The sequence below is a fragment of the Methylobacterium sp. genome, assembly GCF_028290105.1.
GTDB lineage: Bacteria > Pseudomonadota > Alphaproteobacteria > Rhizobiales > Beijerinckiaceae > Methylobacterium.
This window is the reverse complement of sequence record NZ_JAQGKL010000300.1, coordinates 1-12,666: the sequence shown is the minus strand read 5'-3', so window position 1 is coordinate 12,666 and position 12,666 is coordinate 1. Positions and strand designations below refer to the sequence as shown.

Sequence of the window (12,666 nt, the reverse complement as noted above, 5' to 3'; positions counted from 1 at the left end):
CCGGGCAGGACGAAGATGTAGGTGGCGTTGGCGACCCCGGCGGTGGCGCGGGATTGCAGGGTCGAGGTGCCGATCTTGTCGTAGGAGATGCGGTGGAACACCGCCGAGAAGCCGTCCATGCGCTTCTCGAACAGCGGCTCGAGGGCCTCCGGGGTCACGTCGCGGCCGGTAAAGCCCGTGCCTCCCGTGGTGATGACCACGTCGACGGCGGGGTCGCGACTCCACGCCTCGACCTGGCCCCGGATCGCCGCGACCTCGTCCGCCACGATGGCGCGGGCGGCGAGCGCATGCCCCGCTGCCGTCAGGCGCTCCACGAGCGTGTCGCCGGAGCGGTCGTCCGCCGCGACGCGGGTGTCGGAGACGGTGAGGACCGCGATGGCGAGGGGGATGAAGCTGCGGGTCTTGTCGGATGCGACCATCGTGACGGACCTTCGAGCGATGTGCGGAACGGGGTCGAAGGGTAACGCATCGGCTTGCGCTCCGACAGCGCCGGAGCTTCCACGTCATCTTTCCAGGCGCGTCAGTTGCCCGCGGCGCGGAATGTGTCGCAGGATTTGGTCTGGCCGCTGCGGTAGCCGGTCATGAACCAGCGCATGCGCTGCTCGGACGAGCCGTGGGTGAAGGAATCCGGCACCGCGTAGCCCTGCGACTGCTTCTGGAGCTTGTCGTCGCCGATGGCGCTCGCCGCCTGCATGGCTTCCTCGATGTCGCCCTTGTCCAGGGAATTGTACTTGTCGTTGGAGTTCTTGGCCCAGACGCCCGCGAGGCAATCGGCCATCAGCTCGATGCGCACGGAAAGCTGGTTCGACTCGGTCTTGCTCGACGCGCTCTGCTGGCGGCCCTGGACCTTGCCGAGGATGCCGAGCTCGTCCTGGACGTGGTGGCCGACCTCGTGGGCGATGACGTAGGCGTAGGCGAAGTCACCCTTCACGCCGAACTTCTGCTCCATCTCCTTGAAGAACGACGTGTCGAGATAGACCTTCTTGTCGAGCGGGCAGTAGAACGGCCCCATCGCGGCCTGGGCCGAGCCGCAGCCGCTGCGGGTGCCGCCGGTGTAGAGCACCATGGTGGTCGGGCGGTACTGGCGCCCGGTCTGGTTCGGCAGGACCTCCTTCCAGACGTCCTCGGTGTTGCCGAGGATCGCGGCGGCGAAGCGGCCGCTCTCGTCCGAGGGCTTGGTCTTGCGCTGGCCTTGCGTCTGCGGATCGACCTGTTGTTCCTGGCGCGGGCGCCCGCCGCCCGACATCTGCTCGGCGCCGCCGATCAGGATCGCCGGGTTGATGCCCGTGACCCAGCCGATGATGCACAGGATCACGATCGTGCCGATGCCGAGCCCGCCGGCGCCGCCGCCGGGGAAGCCGAACCCGCCACCACCGCCGCCCTCGCCGCGCCGGTCCTCGACATTGTCGGACGAGCGGAAATCTTCCCAGCGCATGATCTCGTGACACCCTGTTGGGACGCGCGGCCCGCACACGGCCGCGTGAAGTAAGTCGCAGGCGCGGGATACGGTTCCGCTTGAGCGCAGCCCCTAGCCGGCTCAGGCCTTCCCGTCGAGGGCCGCGCGCAGGGTCCGGAAGTCCCGCCAGGCCAGGCGCTTCTGCAGGGGCTGGCGCAGCAGGTAGGCCGGATGCAGGGTCGCCAGAACGCGGATTTCGCGGTCTCCGACCCGGTAGGGGTAGAACCGGCCCCGCGCCTTCAGGATGCCGTCCTTGGTGCCCGTGATGGCCTGGGTGGAGGGACTGCCGAGGCAGACGATGAGGTCCGGGGCGGCCAGTTCGATCTGGCGCTCGATGAACGGCTTGCAGATCGCGACCTCCTGCGGGGTCGGGTTCCGGTTCCCCGGCGGACGCCAGGGCACGATGTTGGTGACGTAGGCGCTCGTCCGGTCGAGGCCGACCGCCGCCATCATCCGGTCGAGGAGCTTGCCGGAGCGGCCCATGAAGGGCTTACCGACCCGGTCCTCGTCGGCGCCCGGCGCCTCGCCGATGAACATCAGCTTGGCGTCCGGATTGCCGTCGGCGAAGACGAGGTTCTTGGCGGTGAACTTCAGCGGGCAGCCATCGAAGCCCGCGAGCAGAGCCTCGAGTTCCGCCAGGGTCGCGACATCCCGCGCCCTCGCTCGCGCGTCGCCCGCAGCCTCGCCGGGCTTGGCCGCCGCCGACTGGCCGAAGGTCCGCGTCTGGGGCGGGGGCGGTGGCGGCGCGCCGCGCTCGGGCAGTTCGGTCCGGAACGATTCGTCGCGAGCGGGGTGAACCACCGGTGTGCGCCCGGATGGAGCCACCGGCGCGCGAACGGGCGCGGCCTGGACCGGCTCCGGCGCATCGGCCTCGCCGAAGCGGTCGTGCGGCACCTCGTCGAGGAAGAGGTCGAGGCCCGCCTCGACGTGGAAGTCGAGGTTCGCGATGAGATCCCGCTGTCTGTCGTCGCCGTGGCTCATACGGAAGGATGTGGCGCACCGCGCGCCTGTGGACAACGGGGCCTGCGGCACCGCGCACCACCTTTCGCCCCGCGCGACATCGTCACTTCCCTCAACCCCGGAGCGGCCGGGTGCTTGCGTTCCCAGGTTGGAATGGGTTGAGAGTGATCGCCAGACATGTGATCGCCCAACATTTGATCGCACGGCCAACGCCCCGGCGAAAAGCCGGGCTCGACAGGAGGAAGACGGATGGCGCTGCCCGAACGCGAGGCGATGGAATTCGACGTGGTGATCGTGGGGGCCGGTCCGGCCGGGCTCGCGACCGCCATCCGCCTCAAGCAGATCGCCGCCGATGTCAGCGTCGTGGTGGTGGAGAAGGGCTCCGAGGTCGGCGCCCACATCCTGTCCGGGGCCGTCATCGATCCCTCCGGCCTTGATGTCCTGGTGCCGGGCTGGCGTGACGACGCGGCGCGCCCGCTCAAGACGCCGGTGGAGCGCGACGAGTTCATGTTCCTCACCAAGAACAGCGGCGTGACCCTGCCGAACCTGTTCTTTCCGAAGTTCATGTCGAACCACGGCAATTTCGTCGGCTCGCTCTCCAACGTCACGAAGTATCTCGGCGCCAAGGCCGAGGAGCTCGGCGTGGAGATCTATCCGGGCTTCCCGGCCTCCGAGGTGCTCTACGACGAGGCCGGCGCGGTGGTCGGCGTCGCCACGGGGGACCTCGGCATCGGCAAGTCCGGCGAGCCGCGCGAGGACTACACGCGCGGCATGGAGCTTCGAGCGAAATACACCGTCTTCGGCGAGGGCGCGCGCGGCTCGCTGACCAAGACCGTGATCGACCGATTCAAGCTCAACGCCCACAGCGACCACCAGAAATACGGCCTCGGCGTCAAGGAACTCTGGCAGCTGGCGCCGGACAGGTTCCAGGCCGGCTTGGTCCAGCACACGATGGGCTGGCCCCTGCCGAACAAGGCCGGCGGCGGCTCCTGGCTCTACCATTTCGACGACGGCCTGCTCTCGGTGGGGTTCGTCACGCACCTGAACTACGAGAACCCGACCCTGTCGCCGTTCGAGGAGTTCCAGCGCTTCAAGACCCACCCGATGATCCGCGAGACCTTCGAGGGCGCCAAGCGCATCGGCTACGGTGCCCGCGCGATCATGGAAGGCGGCTGGCAATCCGTGCCCAAGCTCGTCTTCCCGGGCGGCTGCCTCGTGGGGGATTCCGCCGGCTTCGTGAACGTGCCGCGCATCAAGGGCTCGCACAACGCGGTGCTCTCCGGGATGCAGGCGGCGCAAGCCCTCGCGCAGGCGCTGGAGGCCGGGCGCCAGGGCGACGAACTCGAAGCGTACGAGAACGGCTGGCGCGACAGCGCCATCGGCCGTGACCTGAAGCGCGTGCGCAACGTCAAGCCGCTCTGGTCGCGCTACGGCACGCTGGTCGGCGTGGGGCTTGGCGGCCTCGACATGTGGTCGAACACCATCTTGGACGCTTCGCCCTTCGGCACGCTGAAACACGGCAAGCCGGACCACGCCACCCTGAAGCCGCTGCGGGACGTGGTGCCGATCGTCTATCCGAAGCCGGACGGCAAGCTGACCTTCGACCGGCTTTCCTCGGTCTATCTCTCGAACACCAACCACGAGGAGGACCAGCCGGCCCACCTCAAGGTGCGCAGCCTGGATCTGCAGAAGGCCTCCGAGCACGACGTCTACGGCGGTCCGTCCGCGCGCTACTGCCCGGCGGGCGTCTACGAATGGGTGGCGGACGCGGGCGCCAGCGACGGGGTGCGCTACCAGATCAACGCCCAGAACTGCGTCCACTGCAAGACGTGCGACATCAAGGATCCCAACCAGAACATCAACTGGGAGACCCCCGAGGGGCCGGGCGGGCCGAACTATCCCAACATGTGAACGGGCCTCCGTTCACGGATCGACGAGGCGGCGATGCCGCAGGATGGCGGAGGCTCGTGCCGCCATCCTTATGCCTTGCGAGGATGGTGGTTAGAGTCCAGTGTCCCGCCCCAATCGAGCCCGGCCGCAGGATCGGCCGGTGCGCAGGAGCCGTGATCGGTGCCCATGAACGGAAACGTCAAGACTCTTCGGACCGGCACCGCTCGGCCCGGCCGCCGGGCTCTCTCGGCCCTCGCCCTCTGCCTGGCGGCGTCCCTGCCGGCGCACGCGGCCCAACCGCGCGAATCCGCGCCGGTCTCCGAGTACGAGCCGGCGGAATCGCTCGAGGGCAACTTCCTAGCCGCCTACATCGCGGGTGCCTCGAAGGACACTTCCGCCGCCGCGAGCTTCTACCGCGAGGCCGTGAAGGCCGACCCCCGCAACGCGGAACTGCTGGAGCGCGCCTTCGTGTCGCTGCTCGCCGACGGCGCCCTTCCGGACGCCTTCCGCGCCGCCGAGCGTCTGACCAGCCGCGACGGCTCGAACGGCCTCGCGCAGCTCGCCCTCGGCGTGCGCCAGATCAAGGCGGGCCAGTTCGCGCAGGCGCGCCAGAACTTCGCCCGCAGCGGCAAGGGTGCCGCCGCCGACCTCACGGCCACGCTGCTGACCGCCTGGGCCTTCGCGGGCGCCAACGACGGCAAGCGTGCGCTGGAGACCATCAACAAGCTCAAGGGCGAACGCTACTACAACACCTTCCGCGATTTCCACGCCGGCCTGATCGCGAGCCTCGTCGGCGACCAGGCCGAGGCCGAGCGCCGCCTGAAGGCGGCCTACGACGCCGACCGCAACACCCTGCGCATCGTCGACGCCTATGCGCGCTTCGAAGCGCAGGCCGGCCGCACCGATCTGGCGATCCAGGCCTATACCGAGTTCGACAAGGTCCTGCCGCGCCACCCCATCGTGCGCGACGCCCTGACGAAGCTGAAGGAGGGCAAGCCGCTCACCCGCCTCGTCAACTCCGCGCAGGAGGGCGCCGGCGAGGTCCTGTACGGGCTCGGCTCGGCCGGCTCGACGCAAGGGGACGAGCTGCCGGCGGTGGTCTATCTGCGCCTCGCCCTCTATCTCGCCCCCGAGCACGCGCTCGCCCGTCTCACGCTCGCCGACATCCTCGACCGGATGAAGCAGGCGGACCGGGCCAACGAGGCCTACGCGCAGATTCCGACCACCTCGCCGCTGCGCCTCAACGCCGACGTCCAGATCGGGCTGAACCTCGAGCAGATGGGCAAGGGCGACGAGGCCATCGCGCATCTCGACGCCGCCATGAAGGCGCATCCCGACGACATCGACATCATCTCGGCGCTGGGCAACGTGCAGCGCTCGCGCAAGAAGTACGAGGAGGCCGCCGAGACCTACAGCCGCGCCATCGCGCTGATCGGCGACCGGCCGGCCTCGAACTACTGGACGACCTTCTACTTCCGCGGCACCGCCTACGAGCGGGCCAAGCAATGGCCCAAGGCCGAGGCCGACCTGAAGAAGGCGCTGGAACTCGTGCCCGCGAGCCAGCCCGGCGCCCGGGCGCAGGTGCTCAACTACCTCGCGTATTCCTGGGTCGACCAGAACATGAATATCGACGAGGCCTTCACCATGCTGAAGCAGGCGGTGGATTCCGCCCCGCGCGACGGCATGATCATCGACAGCCTGGGTTGGGCCTATTTCCGCCTCGGGCGCTGGGACGACGCCGTGCGCGAGCTGGAGAAGGCAATCGAGCTGAAGCCCGGCGATCCGACGATCAACGATCACCTCGGCGACGCCTATTGGCGCGCCGGCCGCCGCCTCGAGGGCAAGTTCCAGTGGCAGCACGCCAAGGACCTGAACCCGGAGCCGGAGGATCTCGAGAAGATCAACGCCAAGCTCAAGGACGGCCTGCCCGAACTCGACAAGCCGGCGGCGACCGCAGAGAACCCGCCGGACGGCAAGGCCAACCCGGAGCTTCCGAAGGGCGCCCCCGCTCCGAGCGAGCCCCCCGGTGCCGCCGACAAGAAGAGCGGTGGCTGAACCGCACGGTCAGGCTTGACGCGGTGCGCGTTGCGGGGTCAGACCCGCCGCGCACCCGCCCGACGTCGAGCCCAGAGAGTCCGTGTCCCGCCTCGTCACCCGCGCTCCGGCCAAGATCAACCTGACCCTTCACGTTCTCGGCCGCCGGGCCGGGGACGGCTATCACGAGCTCGAAAGCCTCGTAGTCTTCACCGGATCGGGCGATACCCTGAGCCTGGAGCCCGGCCCCGAACTGGGTCTGGCCGTCTCCGGGCCGACCGCCGGCCCTGCCGGGCCCCTCGACGACAACCTCGTGATCCGCGCCGCGCGCCACCTCGCCCGCCTGCGGCCCGGGCTCGCGCAAGGGTCTTTCCACCTCGTCAAGCGGCTGCCGGTCGCCGCCGGCATCGGCGGCGGTTCCTCGGACGCGGCCGCCGCCCTTCGGTTGCTGGCCCGCCTGAACGGCATCGCCTCCGACGATCCCGATCTGATCGCTGCCGCCCGCGCCACCGGCGCCGACGTGCCGGTTTGCCTCGATCCCCGGGCCCGCATGATGCGGGGCGCCGGCGAGGCGATCGGTCCGGCCCTCGCGCTGGCGCCGATGCCCGCAATCCTCATCAATCCCGGCGTCCCGGTGGAGACGGCGCCGGTCTTCCGCGCGCTCGGGCTCAGCGTCGGCCAGCGCCTCGGCGGCGATCCGCACCCGGAGATCCCGCCGCATGCCGCGTTGGACGTCCTGGTGCGCGCGCTCGTTCCGGCGCGCAACGACCTCGAAGCGCCGGCACGCCACCTCGCCCCCGTGATCGACGCGGCCCTCGGCGCCCTGCGGCGCGAGACGGGCTGCCAGCTGGCGCGGATGTCCGGATCCGGTGCCACGGTGTTCGGCCTGTTCGGGGATCGCCGGCAGGCCGCACGGGCCGCGCGGCGCCTGAAGGCCGCGCACCCGGACTGGTGGGTGACCTCCGCGCTTCTGCGCTAGTCCCGCCTACCCGTTGGACGAAGGATCTCACAACTAAAGTTTGATCTTTCGTTAGTACTGAAAGCCACAGTGGCGTGAGCTATTTACGCTCAAGCAAGTTTTAGGGTGTCAGGGTTGCTCCGCACAGGGAGCGATCGATGCCGAAGCTGAAACACCCGTCATGGGGCGAAGGGGAGCTGCGGGAGCTCCTCTGCCTGATGATGATCGGGACCTGCATCTGGATCGTCGGCACCCAACTCGGCGTGTTCGCGGTTCTCATCGACGGCTTGCGGAACAACAACCTGCTGGATCTGCTGATGCTGACGCTCTGCATGAGCGTCGGCCTGGTCGCGGCGGCGGTGCGCAAATCGTTCAAGCTCCGCAAGGCGATGCGCGAGCGCGACGGGGCCGAGGCGCAGGCCGAGAGCGTCGCCCGCCACGACGCGCTGACGGGCCTCGCCAATCGCCGCCTGTTCCGGGAAGTTCTCGAGAGCCGCCTGCGGGCGGTGACGCCACTCTCCACCCTGGCCGTCCTCCAGATCGACCTCGATCGATTCAAGCCGGTGAACGACGTCCATGGCCATGCGGCCGGCGATGCCGTCCTCTGCGTGGTCGCGGATCGCCTGCGCGGGCTCATACCGCCGGACAGCCTGGCGGCACGCCTCGGCGGAGACGAATTCGCGATCCTGACCGATTCGCGCGGCGATCCGGAAAGCCTCGGGCGTCTGGCCCAGCAGATCATCGAGGTCCTGTCCCATCCCATCGGATGGGCGCAGAGCCGCCTGGAGATCGGCGCCACGGTCGGGGTCGCCGTGGCGACGCCGGAGAGCGCGACGGCGGAGGCGCTGCTGCACGCGGCCGATGTCGCGATGTATCAGGGCAAGCGCGATGGGCGCGGCACCTTCCGGTTCTTCCACCTCGAGATGAGTCAGGCCCTGAAGGTGCGCGCCCGCCTCGAAGGCGAGCTGCGCGACGGAATCGAGAAGGGCGAGATCAGGCCGTACTACCAGCCCGTGGTCTCCCTGCCGGACCGGGTGCTCATCGGCTTCGAGGTCCTGGCCCGCTGGCACCATCCGGATCACGGCCCCCTCACCCCGGATGGGTTCATCACGCTCGCCGAAGAGACGGGCCTCATCGCCGACCTGACCTGGTCGCTGATGCGCCAGGCCTGCACCGATGCGCGCTCCTGGCCGCCCCACCTACAACTGGCGATCAACATCTCGCCGCTGCAGCTGCAGGACCGGCACCTGCCCGAGCGCATCCTCGCGATCCTCACCGAGACGGACTTCGCGCCGGGCCGTCTGGAAATCGAGATTACCGAGACGGCCCTCGTCAACGACCTCGAAGCCGCCCGGGTCGCGTTGAAGTCGCTGCAGAACTTCGGCGTCCGCATCGCGCTGGACGATTTCGGAACGGGCTATTCCAGCCTCTATCACCTGCGGGAACTGCAGTTCGACAAGCTGAAGATCGACCGCAGCTACGTCTCCTCGATCCCGATGGGCACGGAACGCGCGAAACTGGTGGATGCCATCATCGCGCTCGGCTCCAGCCTCGGCCTCGTCACCACCGCCGAGGGGATCGAGACCGCCTCGAGCGTCGATTGGCTCGCGGGCCAGGGCTGCACCTACGGCCAGGGCTACCTGTTCGGAAAACCGATGGACAAGGCCACCACGGACGGGCTCCTCGGCGATTGGACGGATTCGGCCGGCAACCTCGTGATCGCCGATCTCGAGATATCGGCGGACCAGGGCGTCGTCGCGATCAGCCTGCCTCCGGCGGACGCGACGCGGAACAGGGCGGCTTGAGAGCACACCACGCGGCGCGGGACCGCTCCCACGTCGCCATGCTTCAGTGGGCCCGGGCGATGCAGAAATCGACGACCTGCAGAAGGGCCTGCTTCATCGGGCTTGGCGGGAACGGCGCCAGCGCCGTGCGGGCCCGGTCGCCGTAGAGCCGCGCGCGCGCCATCGTCTCCTCCAGGGCGCCGTGGCGGTGCAGGAGGGAGCGGGCGGTGTCGAGGTCGTCGTCGTTCACCTCGCCCTGCTCCAGGGTCCGCTTCCAGAACCGACGCTCCCCCTCGGAGGCGCGCCGGACCGCGAGCACGATCGGCAGGGTGATCTTGCCCTCGCGAAAGTCGTCGCCGACGTTCTTGCCCAGGCTGTCGCTTGTGCCGCCGTAATCGAGCACGTCGTCGATGAGCTGGAAGGCGATGCCGAGGTTCATGCCGTAGGCGCGGCAGGCGGCCTGCTCGGTCGCGTCGCGGCCCGCCAGCACCGGGCCGACCTCGCAGGCCGCGGCGAACAGTTCGGCGGTCTTGGCGCTGATCACCGCGAGGTACTCGTCCTCGCTGGTCTCCGTGTTCTTGGCGGCGGTGAGCTGCATCACCTCGCCCTCGGCGATGATGGTGGCGGCGGCCGAGAGGATGTCGAGGGCTTTGAGGGACCCGACCTCGACCATCATGCGGAAGGCTTGACCCAGCAGGAAATCGCCCACGAGGACGCTGGCTTCGTTGCCCCACTTGATGCGGGCCGCGACCTTGCCCCGCCGCATGTCGCTCTCGTCCACAACGTCGTCGTGGAGGAGGGTCGCGGTGTGCATGAACTCGACGCTGGCCGCGAGCTTGACCGCCCCGTCGCCGGCGTATTTGCAGAGATCCGCGGTGGCGAGCGTCAGGATCGGCCGCAGGCGCTTGCCGCCCGACGAGATCAAGTGGTTGGCCACCTCGGGAATCATCTGGACGTCCGACCCCGTGCGGGACAGGATCGTCGCGTTGACCCGCTCCATGCCGCCGGACACCAAGGCCACCAGGTCGGCCAGGCTCGCCTCCGGGTCGAGGCTGCTCTCATCGTTCGGAACTACGACGCCCAAAACCGCGCGGCCTCCAACATCCGGCGCCTCGCGGCGCCTCGCGACCTCTACTCTGCGGCACCCCATCGCATGCGCCCGGTGGCGCTGCAACACGCACCATGCCGCAAGGTATGGGCGAGCAGGCCGTCCGCCGGTGGCGCGCCGAAAACTCGGGACAGGGTTCATGAACGAGTTGATCCGCAGCAACGACCTCGTCCTCATCGGCTTTGCCCAATCGCTCCTGGAGGGGGCCGACATTCCCGTGCTCGTGGCGGACCAGCATATGAGCCTGCTCGAAGGGTCGATCGGTGCCTTCGCCCGCCGCATCCTGGTGCCGGGCGACCACGCCGCTCAGGCCCGCCGCCTGCTCACCGAGGCCGGGCTCGCGGCGGAGTTGCGCGATGCCTGACCCGATGTCCGACGCAATGTCCGATGCGAGCGCGGGTATCGAAGCGGAGGCTTGGCTCGGCGGGCGGCTGCGCCTGTATCAGCCGGCGCGCGGGAGCCATCGCGCGGGGACCGACGCCGTGCTGCTCGCGAGCCTCGTCGCTCCGGGGGACGATGCGGTGATCTGCGATGTCGGAGCCGGGACGGGCGCGGTCGGCTTGAGCGTGGCGCAACGCGTCCCGACGGCCCGTGTGGTCCTCGTCGAGCGGGACCCGGATCTCGCGGACCACGCCCGCCGCAACGCCGCGCTGAACGGGCTGCAGGACCGAACCGCGATCCTCACGGCCGACGTGCTGGTGCCCGGCGCCGCGCGCCGTGCCGCCGGCCTCGACCCGGAATTCGCCGATGTCGTCCTGACCAATCCCCCCTTCTTCGAGGAGGGCCGCTACCGGGCCTCCCCGGTGGCCGGTAAGGCCTCGGCGCATGGATTCCCGCCGGGCGGACTGGCAGCGTGGCTACGCACCTGCGTCGACCTCCTGCGGCCAAGCGGACGGCTCGGGCTGATCCACCGGGCGGATGCCCTCCCCGCCTGCCTCGACGCGCTGACGGGCCGCTTCGGCGGCGTGGCGGTGAGGCCCGTCCACGCCAGGGCGGATCAGGCGGCGATCCGCATCCTGATCACCGCCGTGAAGGGCAGCCGTGCGCCCCTCGCGTTGCTGCCCGCGCTGGTGCTGCAGGATGCGGAGGGGCACTTCACCGAGGCCACGCAGGCCCTGAACGGAGGCCGAGCCTGGATCGGCTCGCCATCCTGAACCGGCGACCCCGAGAGGGCGCCCGCGCGGCGCCTTCCCGGGGTCGGGCCTGTTAGGAAATCCCAGTGTCAGTAGAAGGTGCGGACGCGGTAGGGGCGGTGCCAGCCATAGGCGCGGTGACCCCAGCCGTGGTGGCGCCGCCAGTGGTGACGATGGTGCCAGTGGTGGCGGTGATGCCAGCGGCGGTGATGGTGCCAATGGCGCCGGTGCCAATGGCGCCGGTGCCAGTGCCGGCGATGACGATGCCACCGTGCCTGCTCGACGAGCGGCGCCTGCCCCGCGGCCTCGATGCCCGACACCGGCAGCGGCGCGGCCTGGGTCGCCGCCCCGAGACCCATCGCACCGCCCATCACGCCGAGGGCGATGATCATCCAACGCAACACGCGCATGGTCTTGAACTCCCTTCCCGTTCCGCGGACCCGGCCGGGCTCCGCAAACCGCCAGGGTGCGGCGGCATGTGCAGAACGACGAATCTGGCAAAAGGGTTCGGCCCGCCCCACGTCACCCGTCGCACCGGCGCCCGCCGGCCGACCCCGCGAGCGAAACCTCATGCCGCTGTCCCTCTCCGCGCGCCTGCGTGCGCTTCTGCCGAAGCGCTGGCGCGCCAAGCATCCGCGCGTGGCGGTACTCCGGCTGAGCGGCGCCATCGGGGCGGTCTCGCCGTTCCGGGCCGGCCTGTCGATTTCCGGGCTGGCCGGAAGCCTGGAGCGGGCCTTCGGGATGCCGGGCATCGCGGCGGTGGCGCTGATCATCAACTCGCCGGGCGGCTCGCCGGCGCAATCCCATCTCATCCATCAGCGCATCCGGGCCCTGGCGGCGGAGAAGAACCTGCCGGTGCTCGCCTTCGTGGAGGATGTGGCGGCCTCAGGCGGCTACATGATCGCCTGCGCGGCGGATGAGATCATCGCCGACCCGATGTCGCTGGTGGGCTCAATCGGGGTCGTCTCGGCGGGGTTCGGCTTCGATCGGCTGATCGAGCGCATCGGCGTCGAGCGGCGCGTCCACACGCAAGGCGAGGCCAAGGGCATGCTCGATCCGTTCCGCCCCGAGGATCCGGCGGATGTCGCCCGGCTCAAGGTAATCCAGGCGGACGTGCAGGCGCTGTTCACCGCGCTCGTCAGCGGCCGGCGCCCGACCCTGGCGCCGAACGGCGAGAACCTGTTCACCGGTGCGGTCTGGACCGGGCGGCAGGCGGTGCCGCTCGGGCTCGTCGATGCCCTCGGCGACGCTCGCTCGACCCTGAGGGCGCGCTACGGAGACAAGGTCGAACTCGTGCTGGTGGCGGAGAAGAAAGGGTCGCTCGTGGCGCGCATCCTGCGCCG

Annotated in this window: 12 protein-coding genes; 7 read left to right on the top strand and 5 right to left on the bottom strand. The window is 69.7% G+C overall.

Annotated elements, in window-relative coordinates; translation table 11 throughout:
- The 3 genes from JWQ05_RS19970 to JWQ05_RS19960 form a co-directional block, all read right to left on the bottom strand.
- Positions 1 to 419 (bottom strand): molybdenum cofactor synthesis domain-containing protein (locus JWQ05_RS19970; RefSeq protein WP_299662419.1); only part of this gene is annotated, 419 nt, incomplete at its 3' end.
- Positions 420 to 520: 101 nt separating this feature from the next.
- The gene (locus tag JWQ05_RS19965) at positions 521 to 1,435 is read right to left on the bottom strand and encodes a neutral zinc metallopeptidase (protein ID WP_299662416.1); all 915 of its coding nucleotides are present in this window, start codon (positions 1,433 to 1,435) and stop codon (positions 521 to 523) included.
- Between the two features lie 102 nt (positions 1,436 to 1,537).
- Positions 1,538 to 2,437, bottom strand: coding sequence for a uracil-DNA glycosylase (locus JWQ05_RS19960; RefSeq protein WP_299662413.1), 900 nt, complete (start codon positions 2,435 to 2,437; stop codon positions 1,538 to 1,540).
- 228 nt (positions 2,438 to 2,665) lie between these two features.
- Here JWQ05_RS19960 and JWQ05_RS19955 point away from each other — a divergent pair, with 228 nt between their 5' ends.
- The 4 genes from JWQ05_RS19955 to JWQ05_RS19940 all read left to right on the top strand — a co-directional run bounded on the left by JWQ05_RS19955 (position 2,666) and on the right by JWQ05_RS19940 (position 9,103).
- Entirely contained in the window at positions 2,666 to 4,327 is a 1,662-nt protein-coding gene (locus JWQ05_RS19955) for an electron transfer flavoprotein-ubiquinone oxidoreductase (RefSeq protein ID WP_299662410.1), read from the top strand.
- 165 nt (positions 4,328 to 4,492) lie between these two features.
- Positions 4,493 to 6,361, top strand: a complete 1,869-nt coding sequence (locus tag JWQ05_RS19950) for a tetratricopeptide repeat protein (protein ID WP_299662408.1) — start codon at positions 4,493 to 4,495, stop codon at positions 6,359 to 6,361.
- An 82-nt stretch (positions 6,362 to 6,443) separates the two neighbouring features.
- The gene (locus tag JWQ05_RS19945) at positions 6,444 to 7,319 is read left to right on the top strand and encodes a 4-(cytidine 5'-diphospho)-2-C-methyl-D-erythritol kinase (RefSeq protein ID WP_299662405.1); all 876 of its coding nucleotides are present in this window, start codon (positions 6,444 to 6,446) and stop codon (positions 7,317 to 7,319) included.
- A gap of 137 nt (positions 7,320 to 7,456) precedes the next feature.
- A complete protein-coding gene (locus JWQ05_RS19940) occupies positions 7,457 to 9,103 on the top strand; it encodes an EAL domain-containing protein (protein WP_299662402.1) in 1,647 nt (548 codons plus the stop codon).
- A gap of 43 nt (positions 9,104 to 9,146) precedes the next feature.
- Here the strand turns inward: JWQ05_RS19940 and JWQ05_RS19935 are convergent, their stop codons facing one another.
- Positions 9,147 to 10,166: a polyprenyl synthetase family protein gene (locus tag JWQ05_RS19935; protein ID WP_299662399.1), complete on the bottom strand. Its 1,020-nt coding sequence runs from the start codon at positions 10,164 to 10,166 to the stop codon at positions 9,147 to 9,149.
- 163 nt (positions 10,167 to 10,329) lie between these two features.
- Here JWQ05_RS19935 and JWQ05_RS19930 point away from each other — a divergent pair, with 163 nt between their 5' ends.
- Entirely contained in the window at positions 10,330 to 10,554 is a 225-nt protein-coding gene (locus JWQ05_RS19930) for a DUF2007 domain-containing protein (RefSeq protein ID WP_299662397.1), read from the top strand.
- 4 nt (positions 10,555 to 10,558) lie between these two features.
- The gene (locus JWQ05_RS19925) at positions 10,559 to 11,344 is read left to right on the top strand and encodes a methyltransferase (protein ID WP_299662395.1); all 786 of its coding nucleotides are present in this window, start codon (positions 10,559 to 10,561) and stop codon (positions 11,342 to 11,344) included.
- 68 nt (positions 11,345 to 11,412) lie between these two features.
- On the opposite strand, the gene JWQ05_RS19920 is transcribed toward JWQ05_RS19925, so the two are convergent.
- Positions 11,413 to 11,733 carry a hypothetical protein gene (locus tag JWQ05_RS19920; RefSeq protein WP_299662392.1) on the bottom strand — a complete coding sequence of 107 codons (321 nt, stop codon included), beginning with the start codon at positions 11,731 to 11,733 and terminating at the stop codon, positions 11,413 to 11,415.
- A gap of 160 nt (positions 11,734 to 11,893) precedes the next feature.
- Here JWQ05_RS19920 and JWQ05_RS19915 point away from each other — a divergent pair.
- On the top strand, positions 11,894 to 12,666 hold a 773-nt coding region (locus JWQ05_RS19915), incomplete at its 3' end, for a S49 family peptidase (protein WP_299662389.1).

Excerpts from the sequence above, each read along its gene's own strand:
- JWQ05_RS19920 (WP_299662392.1), bottom strand. The coding sequence starts at position 11,733 with ATGCGCGTGTTGCGTTGGATGATCATCGCCCTCGGCGTGATGGGCGGT.
- JWQ05_RS19925 (WP_299662395.1), top strand. The coding sequence starts at position 10,559 with ATGTCCGACGCAATGTCCGATGCGAGCGCGGGTATCGAAGCGGAGGCT.
- JWQ05_RS19960 (WP_299662413.1), bottom strand. The coding sequence starts at position 2,437 with ATGAGCCACGGCGACGACAGACAGCGGGATCTCATCGCGAACCTCGAC.
- JWQ05_RS19940 (WP_299662402.1), top strand. The coding sequence starts at position 7,457 with ATGCCGAAGCTGAAACACCCGTCATGGGGCGAAGGGGAGCTGCGGGAG.
- JWQ05_RS19930 (WP_299662397.1), top strand. The coding sequence starts at position 10,330 with ATGAACGAGTTGATCCGCAGCAACGACCTCGTCCTCATCGGCTTTGCC.
- JWQ05_RS19955 (WP_299662410.1), top strand. The coding sequence starts at position 2,666 with ATGGCGCTGCCCGAACGCGAGGCGATGGAATTCGACGTGGTGATCGTG.
- JWQ05_RS19950 (WP_299662408.1), top strand. The coding sequence starts at position 4,493 with ATGAACGGAAACGTCAAGACTCTTCGGACCGGCACCGCTCGGCCCGGC.
- JWQ05_RS19965 (WP_299662416.1), bottom strand. The coding sequence starts at position 1,435 with ATGCGCTGGGAAGATTTCCGCTCGTCCGACAATGTCGAGGACCGGCGC.